The following is a 17181-nucleotide window of genomic DNA, read 5'->3' as shown; positions in this document are numbered from 1 at the left end:
CGGCGGCCGCCGGATCACTCACGTGGAGGCGCCGGACAGCCGTTCACCGGTGACGGCGGGTGCGGCCGTAGTCATCATTGCGGGCTGGTACCCCATTTGTTATCACGGGCGGTAGCGGACATAGACAAACCTGTAAGCCAGCCCTACAGTTCGGCCGACTAGTTCTCATCAGCACGGGGGTTTTTGATGACCACTGGCCGCTGGCTGCTGCCCGCGCTCCTAAAGAGACGTTCCCTTCTCGTAGTCGGAAGCGCGGTCGCGCTTCTCGGCACATCCGTCGCGGTGCCCGCACAGGCCGTGCCGGCTGCCGCGTCGAAACCGTCAACCGCCATCTCCGAGACCGCCGACCCCGCCTCGGCGTCCGCCGCCGCGCGCCGCTCCGGTAAGCGGGTGGAGGTCGCGTCGGCGCGTACCGAACTGACCCAGGTGTTCGCCAACCCGTCCGGGGGCTTCACGGCGGAACTGGCCGTGGTGCCGCAGCAGGTCAAGCGCCCCGACGGCTCGTGGGCGGTCGTCGACCTCGCGCTACGTCGGGGTGCGGACGGCTGGCGGCCGACGGCGTCGGTTGCGGACGTGCGCTTCTCCGACGGTGGCGATGCCGCCGCGGTGGTCCTGTCCCGCAACGGCCGGTCGTTCTCCCTGTCCTGGCCGGGTGGTCTACCCCGACCCTCGGTGTCCGGTGACTCGGCCACCTACACCGACGTGCTGCCCGGCACGGACCTGGTGCTGCGGGCCACCCGGACCGGGTTCACCCACGTCCTCGTGGTCAAGACGCCGGAGGCAGCGGCGAACCCGCGTCTGCGCGAACTCCGCTTCGACCTGGGCGGCGACGCGCGGGTGGTGCGGGGTCGAGACGGTCGCCTGTCGGCGCTCGCCGGCGACGAGGTCCTCGCCGCCGCCGACAGCGCCGTCATGTGGGACTCCCACGCCGGTGTCGCAACGTCAGGCCAGCGATCGGCGACGGCCTCGGCCGGGGACGCCGCGTCCGCGGGTGGGTCGTCGTCCGACCTCTCGTCGTCGGCGGCGCCGGGTGACAGAGCGCGTGTCGCCGCCGTCGATGTCCAGGTCGCCGACGGTGACCTGGTCCTCCGCCCGGACGCCGCGTTGCTCTCGCCGGCCGGCGCGACCTTCCCGGTCTACATCGACCCGGCCTGGTCCACCGGCAAGTCCCGATGGGCGTACTCGACGAACAACAACAGCAACAACACGGACACCTCGGTGGCCCGGGTGGGCCGGGACCCGGACTCCGGGAAGCTGTACCGGTCCTACTTCGACTTCCCGTTGACCACCGTGCGGGGCAAGCACATCGAGTCCGCGTATGTGCAGATGAAGCTGGATCACTCCTGGTCGTGCGGCAACACGCCGACCTACATGTACCACTCTGGTGGCATCGCCTCGACTCCGCGTACCAACTGGGCGCCGAAGCTGATCGGCTTGAAGTCCTCGGCCAGCTCGCACGCCAACGAGGGCTCCGGGTGCTCCGACTCGCCACAGCCGGACATGACCGTCAACTTCACCGGGTCCGCGGTCACCAGCGTGATCCAGTCCTCCGCGACCAGCAGTGCCACCAACATCACCTTCGGCTTCTGCGCGTGCAGCGCCACCGACGGGTCGGGCGAGTCCACGACCGACCGGTGGAAGAAGTTCTTCCCGGGCAACGCGAAGCTGGTGGTCGACTTCGACTCCATCCCCGGTAAGCCGAACAACCTGCAGGCGGCCGGCGTTGCCTGCTCGGCCAGCACGACGCTGGTCATCGGCACCCTGAAGCCGACGTTCTCCGCGATCTTCCCGGACGCAGACGGTACGCAGGCGCTGACGACCGGGTACGAGTGGGTCCAGGTACCCGCCAACGGTGTGATCGACGCGTCGACCCCGCGCCGGTCGGCGCCGGCCGGAGCGTCGGTTCCCGCCGGAGGTCGCTCGACGACGGCCGCGGTGACGGCCGGCGAGGGGGTGACATACGCGTTCCGCGCCAAGGCGACGGACCCCGCTCCGTACAGCCGGACGAGTGTCTGGTCCGACTGGTGCAAGTTCATGGCCGACACCAAGGTGCCGCCGGTGACCGCGACGCTGACCTCCGGAACTGGGTTGCCGGGCAGCACGGCGACCTTCCTCATCTCGTCCACCGATTCCACGGTGACCAAGTTCCGGTACGGCTGGATCAACCCGCCGGTCACCGAGGTCACGGCGGTGGGTCGCATAGTGATGAGGCCACCGAGCGAACCCATCACCGTGAAGCAGGCGCAGGTATCGCTGGTGGTGCCCAAGTACGGATTGAACACGCTCTACATCTCCGCAACCGATGGTGCCGGCAACATCGGCTACGGTTCGCTGGAGTTCACGGCCCTACGGCCGACACCGGCGACAGCCCGCTGGGGTCTGGAGACCTACCCCGGGGTCACGGCGTCACAGGCCCTGGACGACACGCAGCAGTCGCCCCCCTCGGGCAGGACCCCGCTGTCCTCGGGCAGCGTCTCGTGGACCGGAGATCTGCGGCTGATTCGCGGCGAGACCGCCTCGTTCAACGGCACCTCGTCCAGCCTGGCCACAACCGGGCCGGTGGTGGACACCACGCAGTCGTTCAGCGTCGCGGGTTGGGTACGCCTGGCGGCGCTTCCCACCACGGCGGACATGGCGGTCGCCGCCCAGGCCGGCACCAGCACGGCCGGCTTCGTGTTGGGTACCCGGCTGGAGGGTTCCCCGCTGACGCCGCGCTGGTCGTTCCTGATGAAGGACACCGACCTGCAATCCAGTTCCACCCGAGCAGCGGTCAGCTCCGCCCTGACAACGGCGGACGTCGGGCGGTGGACGCACATCGCCGGTGTCTACGACAAGACCGCCGGGAAGATCCGGCTCTACGTCAACGGCAAACTCACCGCCGAGACGGATCGGACCGCGGCCGCGTGGAGCGCCGGTGGCCCGTTCAGCGTCGGGCGGGGCTGGACCTCGGGCGCGCCGGCCAACTGGCTGAAGGGCAACCTGGCCGACGTGCAGGTGTACGACCGGGTGCTGGTCGACCACGACTTCACCGGTCAGCTCGCCGAGGATCCGGACTCCGGAGGCTTCGACGAGCCGGGAATGCTGTCGGCGGTCAAAGTGGGTGACTGGGGCTTCGGCAACGGCATGCCGTGCTACGTGGAGTCGACGGACCCCACCCTGTGCAGCGCGCCGGAGGACGGTCAGTTCGGCCGCAGGCTGGCTCTGACGGCGGGCGCCGATTTCGGCTCTCTCTCCGACGACAAGTTCCTGACGCTGGACCGACAGGGCATCGAGGATCCGGCCCAGCTGACGACAGAGTACGGGCGCTCACAGGACAATCTCGCCGAGCCGCAGAACCCGGTCTGGCAGGACGGCCGCGTGCTGCGTACGGATCAGTCCTTCTCGGTGTCCGTCTGGGTGCGACCTGACGCACAGGCACTGGGCACCATGACCGCCGTCAGTCAGGCCGGCACGCAACAGTCGGCCTTCTACCTCGGCCAGCGTGCCTTCACGGTGGGCACCACGACCGAGTACCGGTGGTGTGTCAGCGTCTTCGGCGTCGACGACGATGACACCACGGGTCAGACCGTGGCGGTTCCGATGACGTCGGGGGTCCTGACGGAGGACGACTGGGCCCGGTGGACGCATCTGGTCGCCGTCTACGACGCGTCCCGGCGCGAGATCCGGCTCTATGTCAACGGAAAGCAGGAGGGGATCAAGGGTTTCAGCAGCGGCACCTTCACCGGCGCCTTCGACGCGACCGGTCCGCTCGTCGTCGGCGCTGCCCGCTTCACCCCAGTGGGCGGAACGACACGGTGGGTCGACCTCTGGCGGGGCGACATCGACAAGCTCGGCCTCTATCAGGGTGCACTGACCGACGCGACGGTCAAGACGCTCTTCGATGCGGAGTCGCCGGAGTCGGTGGAAGCACCCGAGGACTGACCGCTCCGCAGCCCCTGACCGAACCCCGCACGTCGACCTCGTCCGTGGAGGCATGGTGAACCCCTACTCAAAAACTCTCCGTAAAACCCTTCAAAAGCCCCATAAAACCGGCAAGGCTCTCCTGGCGGGGTTGCTCAGCGCCGCTTTGTTGACCATGGGGCTGTCGGTTCCGGCGCAGGCCGCGCCGGGCGGCCCCAAGCCCGGGACCGGTCAGCGAGAGAAGCTCGACAAGGACGGCGGCCCGGCGGTCGGTCGTGCCCGGCCGACGAAGGCCGTACCGAACGCCAAGCCCGCCGCGCCCGTGTGGCCCGCCCCGGGCGAGGCGACGGTGACCCTGCCGTCGGACGGCGCGGCAGGCGCGGCCGGTCAGCGCCGCTCCTCGTCCTCGGCGGTGCCCGCTGGTGCGCTGCCGGTGTCGGTCCAGCGGGCGACCGGCACGGCAGGCGCCCGAACCTCGGCGGTCTCGGTCCAACTGCTGGACCGCGCGGCCGTGCCGGCCCGGTGGCGCGACGGACTGATGCTGCGGATCGACGACGCCGGTCAGGCGCCCGCGCGGTCCACGACACCCGCTCAGCCCGGCGCGGCCACCGTCTCGGTGGACTACCGCGGTTTCCGGGACGCCTTCGGTGGCGACTGGGCATCTCGGCTGCGGCTGTGGCAGGTCCCCGAGTGCGGACTGCGCGACCCGCAGCGGGCCGAGTGCGCGGCCAAGCCCCTGATCTCCAGGAACGACGGCACCTCGGTGACCGCCGAGGTGCCGGTGGCCGCCGACAGCGCGGCGGCGCGGACCGCCGGGCAGGCCGGAACGCTCGTCGCGCTCGCCGCGGGCAGCTCGGGTCCGGAGGGTGACTTCTCCGCGACCCCGATGTCGGCCAGCGCCACCTGGTCGGCGGGCACGTCGACCGGTGGCTTCTCCTGGTCGTACCCGATGCGGATGCCGCCAGCGATCGGCGGCCCGGCACCCAGCCTCGGCCTCTCCTACACGTCCGACGCGGTCGACGGCCAGTCCGACGCCTCGAACAGCCAGCCGTCGTGGGTCGGTGAGGGCTTCAGCCTCTGGTCCGGCTACATCGAGCGCAGCTACGTCCCGTGCGCCGACGACATGAGCGGCGGCAACAACAGCTCCAACCGCACCGGGGACCAGTGCTGGCGCTCCGAGAACGCGACGATGTCGCTGAACGGTCGGGGTGGCGAACTGATCTTCGAGGCCGGCAAGGGCTGGCACAGCCGCAACGAGGACGGCACGAAGATCGAGAAGCTGACCGGCACCGCCAACGGTGACGACGACGGTGAGTACTGGAAGGCGACCACGCCCGACGGCACGCAGTACTTCTTCGGCCGCAACACGCTGCCCGGTCAGAGCGCCACCACCGAGTCCGCCTGGACCGTCCCGGTCGCCGGCAACCACGCGAACGAACCGTGCAACGGCTCCTCGTTCGCCTCGTCGTTCTGCAACCAGGCCTGGCGGTGGAACCTCGACTACGTCGTCGATCCGCGCGGCAACACCCTGTCGTACTGGTACGAGAAGGAATCCAACTACTACGCCAAGCTCGCCACCTCCACCAACAAGGCGTCCTACGTCCGCGGCGGATCGCTGCGGCGGATCGACTACGGCACCTGGGACCGCAGTTCCACCGACCGCTCGGTCAAGCCCCTGGCCCAGGTCGTCCTCGACATCGCGGACCGCTGCGTGACCGACTGCTCGAACCGGGGCAACTGGAAGGACGTCCCCTGGGACCAGGAGTGCACGGCGGCCGCGGCGGACTGCAAGGAGAACTACGGTCCGACGTTCTGGACGACCAAGCGGCTCTCGACGGTCACCACACAGGTCTGGGACACCACCAAGACCACCCCGGGCTGGCAGCCGGTGGACTCCTGGACGCTGGGTCACACCTATCCGCCCGTCGGTGACGGCAGTGACCACGCCGGAATGTGGCTTACCTCGCTGGTGCACAAGGGCCTGGTCGGGGGCACCGTCGTCATGCCGCCGGTGACCTTCGAGCCGGTGTCGATGGCGAACCGGGTCTTGAGCAAGAACAACACCAGCAACAACCGGATGCGGATCGGCAACATCTTCACCGAGACCGGGGGGCAGATCCAGGTCACGTACAGCCTGCCTGACTGCAAGAGCAACAGCCTTCCGTCCGCCCCGAACACCAATACGCGCCTCTGCTACCCGGTGGTGGGGCCCGACCCGTACGAGCCGGGCAAGGAACTCACCGAGTACTGGCACAAGTACGTCGTCAAGCAGGTGTCCGAGTCGGACATCAAGGTCATGGCCGGCGGCACGGACCACGGCCAGCCGGTGCAGAACACCTACTACGACTACGTGGGCGACCCTGCCTGGCACTACGCCGACGACAACGGGCTGGTGCAGCCGAAGCGCAAGACGTGGAACCAGTTCCGCGGCTTCGGGCAGGTGGAGGTCCGCAAGGGCGACGCCCCGGCCCAGACACTGACCCGCACGACCTTCCTGCGCGGCATGCACGGTGACCGGCTCGCTCCGTCCGGCGGCACCCGTGACGTCACCGTCGGCGCCTCGCTCGGTGGCGAGACGGTGTACGACGAGGACCAGTTCGCTGGCATGGTCCGCGAGCAGGTCGTCTACAACGGCGTCGAGAGCAAGCCGGTCAGCAAGACGGTCAACGTGCCGTGGCGATCGAAGGCGCTCGCGACCCGCACCATCAACAAGGACGTGGTCTCGGCCCACTTCACGAACACCCGGGTCACCTACAACGCGGTGGCGCTGGGGGTCAACGGGGCATCCGGCTGGCGCACCTCGCGTACGGTGTCGGCCTTCAACGAGGACTACGGCAGCACCGAGTCGATCCAGTCCGACGGCGACGTCGGCAAGACCGGTGACGAGACCTGCACCACCTACCTCTACAACCGCAACACCGACGCGAACCTGCTCGGGACGGTCAAGCAGATCACCGTCAAGGCTCTGCCCTGTGCCACCGCGCCCGCCAGCCAGGACGACATCGTGGCGGACGAGCGCAAGTTCTACGACGGCGCCACCAGCATCGACGCTCAACCCACCCGGGGTGAGGTCACCCGGATCGACCGGCTCAAGGACTGGTCCGTCGCCGGTGGCACGGTCTGGCAGACCATCAGCCAGGCCACCTTCGACGCCTACGGGCGGCCGGCGATCGCTACCGACGCCCGTGGCCGCACGGTGAAGACGGTGTACACCCCCGCGACCGGTGGACCCGTCACGAAGGTGACCACCCAGACGCCGGATCCGAACGGCGGCACCGTCGACTGGGAGAACAGCATCGAGGTGCGGCCCTACTGGGGCCAGCCGGTCAGAACCAAGGACTACAACGGCAAGCAGTCCGACCTGGTGTACGACCCCATGGGGCGGCTCGCCAAGGGCTGGAAGGTCGGCTGGCCGCAGGCGGATCACCCGAACAGCCCGTCGGTCGAGTACATCTACTACTACGCGCCCAACCGGGATGCCTACCCGTACACGAAGAGTCGGGTCCTCCACGCCGGCGGCGGGTACCTGACGTCGTACGACATCATGGACGCCTTCCTGCGGCCTCGCCAGACGCAGGCAGCCGGGGTGGGCGGTGGCCGGGTCGTCACCGACACCCTCTACGACGCGACCGGTCGGGCCGTGACCTCCTACCAGGCCCACGCCGAGCCGGGCACGCCCGACGGCGCGCTCTGGTGGGAGCCCGAGTGGTCGGTGCCGGCGTTGACCAAGGCGCTCTACGACAACGCCTCCCGGCCCACCGACCAGGTGTTCTTCGGCACCGACGGGGTCACCAACCTCATCGAGAAGTGGCGCACCAGGACCGAGTACCTCGGCGACACCACGAAGGTGACCCCGCCGCCGGGCGGCACCGTCACCACCACCAAGACCGACGTGCAGGGCCGGACGGTGGAGCTGCGCCAGCAGACCGACCGGACGCAGGTAACGCCGGACCACGTCACGACCTACACCTACAACCGCAAGGGCCAGCTCACCCTCGTCCGGGACACGGCCCAGAACGAGTGGGTCAACACGTACGACGTCAAGGGCCGCCAGACCAGCGCGAAGGACCCGGACAAGGGCACCACCACGACCACCTTCACCCAGTACGACCAGGTGGAGACGGTCACCGACGCCAACGGTGTGCTCGTCAACGAGTACGACTCGTTGGGGCGGCGCAAGGGTCTCTACGCCGGCAGCGTGAGCGCCGCGAACAAGCTGGCCGAGTGGAAGTACGACAAGCTCTACACCGGTCAGACCGTCCGAGGTCAGCTCACCGAGAGCATCCGCTACGAGTCGGCCGGATCGTCGAACGCCTACAAGTGGCAGGTGCGCGGCTTCAGCGACCGCTACCAACCCACCGGCACCAACTACGTCATCCCGACCAACGAGGCTGCGAATCTCGCCGGCACCTGGGTCTATGGCTACGAGTACTCGCCCTACGACGGCAGTCCGACGGCGGTCACCTATCCGGCCGGCGGTGGTCTGACCACCGAGAAGGTCCAGACGACGTACGACTCGACGACCGGGCTACCCACCGAACTGTCCACCAATCTGATCAACGTGGGTCGCTACGTGATCGGCCAGCAGTACACCCAGTACGGCGAGCCGACACTGACCACCCGCAAGACCGACGGCGGCGTGTACGTCGAGGACAACACCTACTACGACCTCACCACCCGACGCGTCGACCGGATGACGGTCAAGCCGGAGACCGCCGCCGGAACGGTGGTGGACACCGACTACGAACACGACGCCGTCGGCAACATCCTCTGGATCAAGGACACCCCGCAGGTCGGCACGGCGGACACCCAGTGCTTCCGCTACGACGACCTGCGCCGGATGACCAACGCGTGGACGCCCAAGGCGGGTGTCGAGTGCAAGACCGATCCGAGTGTGTCGAACCTGGGCGGGCCGGCCCCGTACTGGCACGAGTGGACCGTCGACGCGGTCGGCAACCGCAGCACGGAGAAGGTGCACACGGCGGCGGGTGACACCACCCGCACGTACACGTCGCCGGCCAGCGGCAAGGACGCCGTACGACCGCACGCGGTCACCTCGGTCCTCACCGAGGCGCCCGGCCAAGCCGCCGTCACCACCCAGTACGCGTACGACAACGTCGGCAACATGACCTGCCGGCCGGCGGCCACCACGGCGAACAACTGCGCCAACGGGACCAACTCGCAGACGCTGAAGTGGAACACCGAGGGCAAGCTCGCCTCGGTGAGCGTCGGCGGGCAGACCGTCGAAACCAACATCTACGACGCCGAGGGCGCGCGTCTGATCCGTCGCGACTCCAGCGGGAGCACGCTCTACCTGCCGGGTCAGGAGATCCGGCGCGACAACAACTCCATCGTCACCGGCACCCGCTACTACAGCTTCGCCGGCAGGATGGTCGCCAACCGTACGCCCAGCGCGCTGACCTGGCTCTACTCGGACCACCAGGGCACCCAGCAGACCGGCATCAACGCCGCGTCCCAGGCGGTCACCGTCCGCCGACAGACACCGTACGGCGACCCCCGCGGCACCCAGCCGCAGTGGACGAACAACAAGGGCTTCGTCGGCGGCGACAAGGATCCGACGGGCCTGACCAATGTCGGAGCCCGGCAGTACGACACCGCTCTGGGACGGTTCATCTCCGTCGACCCGGTGCAGGACCTCGCGGATCCGCAGCAATGGAACGCGTACACCTACAGCAACAACAACCCGATCACGTTCTCCGACCCGAGCGGCCTGCGGGCCTGCTCCGACGACGCTTGCGGTCCGGGCGCCGACTACGAGGACATGTACGGCAACTACGTCGAGGTCAAGGGCGACAACGACGGCTGCGGTGGTAGTTGTGGCGACGACGACTGGGCCGAGGCCCGCGCGGCGCACGAAGCCGGTGGCGGCAACGGTGGCGGCGGTGGCAAGGGTGGCGGCAAGAACGGTGGCCCCACCGACGAGGAGATCAAGCGGGCCAAGGAGGTCAAGAAGCAGAACGCCGTCTCGATCATCATCCAGGCCGGCGGGAAGCTCCTGCTCGACTTCTTCGGCATCAACGACATCCTGGACTGCATCCACGGCGATCTGATGGCCTGTGCCTTCACGCTCGCCGGCATGCTGCCCGTGGGTAAGGCCCTCCAGTTCCTCCGCAAGGCCAAGCCCATGGCCAAGACGATCACCAGGGCCGGTAAGGCGCTGTTGAAGTGGAGCCAGGAGACGAAGTGGGCTGACGACGTCCTCGAGGCAGCCGAGAGTTGTCTGGTAAAACGGCACAGTTTCGCGCCGGGGACGAAGGTGGTGCTGGCCGGCGGCGGTTACAAGGCCATCGAGGAGTTGCGCGAGGGTGACCTGGTCCTCGCCACCGACCCGGAGACCGGAAAGACCGAGGCTCGCGAGGTCACCAGGACGCACCGCAACGAGGATGCGGACCTGACGGACCTCACGGTCAAGGCCGACGGCGCCGAGGCGACGGTCATCAAGACCACCCAGCACCACCCGTTCTGGAGTGAGGATCGTCAGGACTGGATCGACGCGGCCGACGTCCAGGTCGGTGAGGCGCTGCGGGCGCTCGACGGCACGGCGATCACGGTCCAGGCCGTCCGGTCGTACGCCGGCCTGGAAGCGATGTACGACCTCACGGTCGCCGACATCCACACGTACTATGTGGTGGCCGGTTCCACGCCCGTCCTGGTTCACAATTGTGGGCCTGGGCAGGAATTCGGTACTCCGTGCACATGTAGTGCGGATCAGAGCTTTACTCGACTTGGAACCAGTTGGGAAAGCACGGGACGCCTTGAGCGATCGGCTGCTGCCGCAGAGGCGAGCGAACGGTTCGGTCACGGAGTTTCGGTGACAACTCGTACTGCGGAAGGCGCGAGCACGGCAACTCGACAGGAGGTAGAAGCTGCAGGCTTCAGCCTCAGATACACGCCGACGAGAAATGATGCGATGCACCATACGCTTGAGCTTCCCAAGCCTGTCGACTCAGGTGTTGCGAGAGCGTTCAACACAGTCTTCGGTAGGCGTCGATGAGTGAGGTCGACGATCTTCTGGAATCTGCGCGTAGCGGTGCGCTGAAGCTCCAGGCAGTGGTTGTCGTGGACTGGCGAGATGGCCCTATCGAAGGATTGGCTCTGCTGTCGGCCGGGAAGGGGCTTTGGAAGTTCCAGCTCTTCGCGGAACTGCCCAGTAGCGAGGACCTCAGTGAGAGGTTGTTCTTGTTCTCCGCGCTCACCGAGCGTTCGGCAGAACGGCAGTTGCTGCAAGTAGCGGCGGACTCGCGACTGCCGCTGATCTGGCCGTTCGGTGAGCGGCCTGACGCCGTTGCTGTGGTATCTGCAGTTGATGCTGCCTTGGAGACTGCGGAGCGGCCGACTCTGGTAGTGAGCTCAAGGGACTTCGATGTTGTGACGAAGGTCTGGCTGATAGAGGAGGCCAGCTTCCGCCGACCGCCCGAACATTCAGGCTGAAGCGGTTGACGTGGTTGATCAATAAGTGGTACTCAGCAACGTCGTGAATAATTGACAGCGACCGGGTGGGCTTCTCGGAACGAGAGGTCCACCCGGTCGGCCAGATTCGACGTTGATCGGCGCGGGCCTGGTCGGACCGGGATCTGCTCACGGACAGATCACCGGCAATTCCAAGGCGTCCTCAACCGCCCGGCGAGGGGTGGGGCGGCCCGGCTGGCCGTACCCGATGCGCAGCACCATCTGCGGCGCGCCGAACCGCCCCAGCGACACCCGCAGCTGTTCCCGCGCGGTCGGCACCTCGATCGGCTGGGACAGCATCGACACGCTCAACCCCGAGTCGGTGGCGGTGAGCAGCACCCGTTGCAGGGCCTGACCGGCGACCACCTGGTCGATGGCGGTGTTGCCGACCGAGCCGAGCACCCCCACCAGCGGCTCGGGTTCGAAGTCCCGTCCCGGCGCCCGGTCGCGCCCGCCGAAGCCGCGCGTCGGCAGCACGTCCTGCGGCTCGTGCTGCGGGCCGCCGGCCGAGGCGGGTACGCCGTCCGGCGCGGGCTCCCGGCGCAGCCACCGCTCGCGTTCCGCCCGGTAGGCCGGGTCGCGCTCCAGCACCCGGTGCGCGCTGCGGGCGATCTCCCCGAATGCCGTCACCGCGCTCACCCCGATCAGCAACTCCAGCCAGCACCCCTCGGCGCGGGCCGCCTCACCGAGGCGCCACCGCGCGTCGGACGGCACCGGGTCCGGCCAGAACGGCAGCCGGTTGCTGAACCGGCGGGGGATGGCCGCGTGCAGGCTCTGCTCGGCGGGGGTGGGCCGGCGCGGGATGTCCGGCACCAGCCGGGCCAGCAGGTCCGGCTCGGCCGGGTCGGGGCGCAGCCGTACCCGGGCCGGGACGCCGGCCACGGCCAGCGCGACCCGCAGGTTGAACAGGGCTGCACCGCAGGCGATCCGTACGCCCCAACCGCTCGGGTCGGTCGCCGGCAGCCGCCGGGCCGGGTCGGCCAGCACCTCGATCCCACCGTCGCGTAGCCGTAACCGCCACGGCTGCGTGTTGTGCAGCGACGGCGCGCGGACCGCGTCCGCGGCGGCGGCTCGCAGTTGGGCTGTGGTGTAGCCGATGTGCATGGCGGTGCTCCCTTCCGGTGGGCCGGTCGTCGAGTCGCGGCGGCCGGCGCACCCCCACGGTCCGCCCGCCGGATGGGCGCCGAGCAGGGCCGGACGTCCCGATCCACCGGGCCCGACCGCCCCACCGACAGTCGGTCCCTCCGGTCGGGACCTTCGGCCCGTGCGCCTGCCGAGCGGCGCGGGTAGAAACGAGGGATGATCCGCGTCTTCCTCCTCGACGACCACGAGGTCGTCCGCCGTGGCCTGGCCGACCTGCTGCAGAGCAGCGGTGACATCGAGGTGGTCGGCGAGTCCGGCTCCGCGCAGGAGGCGTCCCGCCGCATCCCGGCGCTGCGGCCCGACGTCGCGATCCTCGACGCCCGGCTGCCCGACGGCAACGGCATCGACGTGTGCCGCGACATCCGGGCCGTCGACTCGTCCATCAAGGGCCTGATCCTCACCTCGTACGAGGACGACGAGGCGCTGTTCGCCGCGATCATGGCGGGGGCCGCCGGGTACGTGCTCAAGCAGATCCGCGGCACCGACCTGGTCGACGCGGTGCGTCGGGTGGCAGCCGGGCAGTCCCTGCTCGACCCGGCGATCACCACCCGGGTGCTGGAACGCATCCGCAACGGCGTCGAGCAGCCGCGCGAGTTGAAGTCGCTCACCGAGCAGGAGCGGCGGATCCTGGAGTACGTGGCCGAGGGGCTGACCAACCGGGAGATCGCGGGAAAGATGTTCCTCGCCGAGAAGACGGTGAAGAACTACGTCTCCAGCGTGCTGGCCAAGCTGGGCCTGGAGCGCCGCACCCAGGCCGCCGTCCTGGCCACCCGTCTGTTGGGCAAAACGCCCTGAGCCGACCCGCGCCGGTCAGTCGCGCAGGGGCACCGACCAGCACAGCTCGGTGCCGTGCGCCTCGACCGGGCGGATCGTGAAGGTGCCGCCGAGGCGGTCGGCGCGTTCCCGCAGGTTGATGAGGCCACCTCGGGCGGCGGCCGGGTCGCAGCCCACCCCGTTGTCGGTGACCGTCACGCTGACCTGCCCGCCGTCGACGCGTACGGCCACGTCGACGCGGGTGGCCTGCGCGTGGCGGACCGTGTTGGACAGCGCCTCGCGCAGCACGGCGGTGAGATCCGGGCGGAGGGCGTCCGGCACGGCGCTGTCCACCGGGCCGGTCACCTCCAGGTGCGGCTTGAAGCCCAGCGACTCGGCGGCCAACTCGATGGCCTCGCGGATCTCGGTGCGCAGCGCGGCGGTCATCGGCGTCCGCAGCTCGAAGATGGTGCGCCGGATGTCGCGGATGGTGGCGTCGAGGTCGTCGACGGCCGCGTTGATCCGCTTCGCCACCTCGGGGCGGGCCATCATCGGCGCGGCGCTCTGCAACTGCAGGCCGGTGGCGAAGAGCCGCTGGATCACCACGTCGTGCAGGTCGCGGGCGATCCGTTCGCGGTCCTCCAGGACCACCAGCAGCTCCCGTTCCTCCTGGCCGCGGGCCCGTTCCATGGCCAGCGCCGCCTGACCGGCGAAGCTGCCCAGCAGCGCCACGTCCTCGGCACTGGCACCGCCGCCGCGCTCCGGCCGGTGCGCCACGATCAGCACGCCGTGCAGCGTGTCGGCGGTGGCCAGCGGTGAGACGATCGCGGGCCCGGTGTGCAGCAGCGCCGGCCACGGCGCGGCGTGTGCCAGGTCGTCCACCTGGTCGTGCCGACCCTCGGCCACGGCCGCCCCGAAGCTGGTGTCGGCGGCCGGCAGGACCGCGCCGACCAGCGCCCGGGCCCGCTCGTCGACGCCGTCGACGACCTCCACGGTGAACTGGGCGGTCTCGCTGTCGTGGAGCAGCACCAGCGCCAGCTCCGCCTCGGCGACCTCCCGGGCCCGGCGGGCGACCAGCGTCAACGCGTCGGTGCGGCGCACCTCGCCGAGCAGCACCGTGGTGATCTCGGCGGTCGCGGCGAGCCAGCGTTCCCGCCGGTGGGCCAGGGCGTACAGGCGGGCATTCTCGATGGCCACGCCGGCGGCGGCCGCGAGCGCGACGACGATCTCCTCGTCGTCCTCGGTGAACTGCGCGCCGCCCTGCTTCTCGGCCAGGTAGAGGTTGCCGAACACCTGCTCCCGGATGAGCACTGGCACGCCCAGGAAGCTGTGCATGGGCGGGTGGTTGGCGGGGAAGCCGTAGGAGCGTGGGTGCTGGGTGATGTCCGGCATGCGCAGCGGGCGGGAATCGTCGATGAGCAGGCCGAGCACGCCCCGCCCGTGCGGCAGGTCGCCGATCTGCGCGTGCTGCTCGGGCGTGATGCCGTGCACGATGAAGTCGTGCAGCAGCCGGTCCGGGCCGACCACGCCCAGCGCGCCGTACCGGGCGCCGACCAGCTCGCAGGCCGCCTGCACGATGCGTCGCAGGGTGGTGCGCAGATCCAGGTTGGTGCCGATGCCGACGACCGCGTCGAGCAGCGCCCGCAGCCGCTCCCGGCTGGTCATCACCTCGCCGACCCGGTCCAGCATCTCCTGCAACAGCTCGTCGAGGCGGACCCGGGACAGCGGGCTCAGCCCGAGCGACGGCGTCACCGGGGATTCCGGGCGGGGCTGCGGAACGCTGCTGGTCACCGCGCGATCGTAGCGTCGGCGTACACCGTCGATCGCCCGTCAGGCCCGCTCGCCGCGCACCGCGGAGGTGTCCACCACCTGCTCGCTGGCCAGCCGCGGGGTGTGCGGCGGGCCCGCGTGTGCCGGGTCCGCGATGCCCAGACGCAGCACGAGGTACGGGAAGCCGATGCCGGCGAGCACCTGACGCAGGGTCTGTCGGGTGCCCGGGACCTCGACCACCGCGCTCAGCGGCACCACCGACACGCCGAGCCGGGTGGCGGTCAGCCAGGCGGCGGAGAGCGCTTCACCCGCGCGCAGCCAGCTGTCCCGCTCGTCCTCGTCGCCGTGCAGCAGCGCGTACACCGCCGCCCGGTCGTGGCCGGGGCCGACCGGCAGGCTGCCGGGGCGGCCGAAGTCACGGCCGGGCACGGTGGTCTGTGGCGGCTGCTCGGGGAGCACCTCGGGGGGCAGACCGGTGCCGCTGTCGGCGCGGCTCGTCCAGTACGCCAGCTCGGCGCGCAGCTCCGGGTCCTCGGCCTCGACCGTGTCGGCGTGCCCGGCCGTGGCGGCCAGTTCCAGCACCTGGTCGCGGTCCAGGATCTGTAGGCGGCCGCCCTCTGCGGTGACCGCCTGGGCGATCTCCCCGATCGCGGCGGTCGGCACCGGCTCGTCGCTGACCGGCCGCCGGTCGGTGTGCCGCACCGACATGCACTGCACCATCCGCATGGCGTCCGGGTCGCCCGCGGTCCGGCTCAGGTCGGTCAGCCGGGCCAGCAGGTCGGTGTCGCCCGGGTCGGGCAGGCGCTGCACCACCGCGCGCCAGCCTTCGGCGGCGAGCGCCAGCCGGGCGTGGTGCAGGGCCGCGCCGCAGCTGATCGTGAGCAGCCGCCCCTCCGGGTCGCTGGCCGCGAGCTGCCGGTCGGTGACCGTACGCAGCTCCAGCGCGTCGGGGAGCACCCGCCACCGCCACGGCTGCGTGTTGTGCACCGAGGGGGCCTGGCCGGCGGTGGTGGCGGCCTCCGTCAGCGCGGTCGTCAGCTGACTGTCCTGACTCATCGTCACGACCTTTCCGTCTTAGCCATCGTGCCTCACCTGGCGCTGTCGCGCGGTGTGTTGCCGCTCCATCGTGGGGCAATCCCGGACGCCGGGCAGGGGCCGCAGGTCCCGAATCGGCGGGTCGTTGCGCCCACCTGGTGCCTCGACCGGCGGCCGGCTCGGGTGCCGGCGAATGCGCCGAGCCACCGGGACGCGCTGCTGTCGCGCCACCCGCCGACGCGGGCAGTCGAGCGGGCGCGGCCTCAGCGTTCCCGGACGACCGCGACCGGGCAGCCGGCGTGCTGGATCAGCTGCTGGCTGACCGAGCCGAGCAGCATCCCGGCCAGCCCACCCCGGCCCCGACTGCCGACCACCACCAACTGCGCGGACCGGCTCGACTCGATGAGCGTCCCCGCCGGGCTGCCCGCGACGAGGTCGAGCGTGATGTCCAGCTCGGGGAACGTCCGCCGCCACGGCTCCAGCGCCTCCTCGACGGCGGCCTGCTCGTCGGGCGTCCCGGCCGCCGCCTCGGGGCCGGGGGTCCAGGCGTGCAGCACGCGCAGCGGCACCCGGCGTTGGGCGGCCCGCTCGACCGCGAACCCGAGCGCCACCAGCGACGGCTCCGAACCGTCCACACCGACCGCCACCGGGGCTTCCGGTCCGCTGGCGGTCCCGTCACGGACCACCACGACCGGGCAGTGCGCGTGCGCGGCGACCGCCACCGCCGTCGACCCGGCCAGCAGCCCGCCGAACCCTCCGTGGCCGCGGCTGCCGAGTACCAGCAGCCCCGCGTCGGCGGAGCGCTCCTGCAACACCAGGGCCGGCGGCCCGTCGTACACCTCGCCGGTGACCGTCAGGCCGGGGTGCGCGGCGGCGGCGTCCGCCGCGGCCTTGCGAACCAGGTCGTCCGCCTGTCTCCGGGCGGTGTCGTCCGGCCAGACGCCGGGCGCCACGCCCGGACCGACCCAACTGGCCACCGTCAGCCACTCGAAGACGTACGCCAGCCGCACCGGCTGGCCGCTGCGCTCGGCCTCGGCCAGCGCCCAGTCCAGGGCCACCGACGCGTCGGTGGAGCCGTCGTAGCCGACCAGGATCTCCGCGTCCCGCACG

Annotated in this window: 8 protein-coding genes; 4 read left to right on the top strand and 4 right to left on the bottom strand. The window is 70.2% G+C overall.

The annotated features are described in order from the left end of the window. Positions 1-282 precede the first annotated feature (282 nt). The 3 genes from ABZU46_RS06540 to ABZU46_RS06530 all read left to right on the top strand — a co-directional run bounded on the left by ABZU46_RS06540 (position 283) and on the right by ABZU46_RS06530 (position 11352). Positions 283-3921: a LamG domain-containing protein gene (locus ABZU46_RS06540; protein WP_354855431.1), complete on the top strand. Its 3639-nt coding sequence runs from the start codon at positions 283-285 to the stop codon at positions 3919-3921. Between the two features lie 130 nt (positions 3922-4051). After that, complete coding sequence (locus ABZU46_RS06535) at positions 4052-10915, top strand: polymorphic toxin-type HINT domain-containing protein (protein WP_354855430.1); 6864 nt, start codon at positions 4052-4054, stop codon at positions 10913-10915. After that, positions 10912-11352 carry a hypothetical protein gene (locus ABZU46_RS06530; RefSeq protein ID WP_354855429.1) on the top strand — a complete coding sequence of 147 codons (441 nt, stop codon included), beginning with the start codon at positions 10912-10914 and terminating at the stop codon, positions 11350-11352. The genes ABZU46_RS06535 and ABZU46_RS06530 overlap by 4 nt, the downstream gene beginning before the upstream one ends. Positions 11353-11499: 147 nt before the next feature. Here the strand turns inward: ABZU46_RS06530 and ABZU46_RS06525 are convergent, their stop codons facing one another. Then, positions 11500-12474, bottom strand: coding sequence for a nitroreductase (locus ABZU46_RS06525; protein WP_354855428.1), 975 nt, complete (start codon positions 12472-12474; stop codon positions 11500-11502). A gap of 195 nt (positions 12475-12669) precedes the next feature. On the opposite strand from ABZU46_RS06525, the gene ABZU46_RS06520 reads away from it, so the two are divergent. Further along, complete coding sequence (locus tag ABZU46_RS06520; RefSeq protein WP_234581614.1) at positions 12670-13308, top strand: response regulator transcription factor; 639 nt, start codon at positions 12670-12672, stop codon at positions 13306-13308. Between the two features lie 15 nt (positions 13309-13323). On the opposite strand, the gene ABZU46_RS06515 is transcribed toward ABZU46_RS06520, so the two are convergent. From ABZU46_RS06515 to ABZU46_RS06505, 3 genes are all read right to left on the bottom strand, one after another. Next, a complete protein-coding gene (locus tag ABZU46_RS06515) occupies positions 13324-14955 on the bottom strand; it encodes a GAF domain-containing sensor histidine kinase (RefSeq protein WP_354855458.1) in 1632 nt (543 codons plus the stop codon). 141 nt (positions 14956-15096) lie between these two features. After that, positions 15097-16092 carry a nitroreductase gene (locus ABZU46_RS06510; RefSeq protein ID WP_354855427.1) on the bottom strand — a complete coding sequence of 332 codons (996 nt, stop codon included), beginning with the start codon at positions 16090-16092 and terminating at the stop codon, positions 15097-15099. A gap of 242 nt (positions 16093-16334) precedes the next feature. Further along, positions 16335-17180 carry a universal stress protein gene (locus ABZU46_RS06505; RefSeq protein ID WP_354855426.1) on the bottom strand — a complete coding sequence of 282 codons (846 nt, stop codon included), beginning with the start codon at positions 17178-17180 and terminating at the stop codon, positions 16335-16337. Position 17181: the final 1 nt, after the last annotated feature.

This window comes from Micromonospora sp. NPDC005197 (assembly GCF_040608295.1).
In the GTDB taxonomy this organism is placed as follows: Bacteria; Actinomycetota; Actinomycetes; order Mycobacteriales; family Micromonosporaceae; genus Micromonospora.
This window is presented reverse-complemented; position numbering and strand designations above follow the sequence as displayed.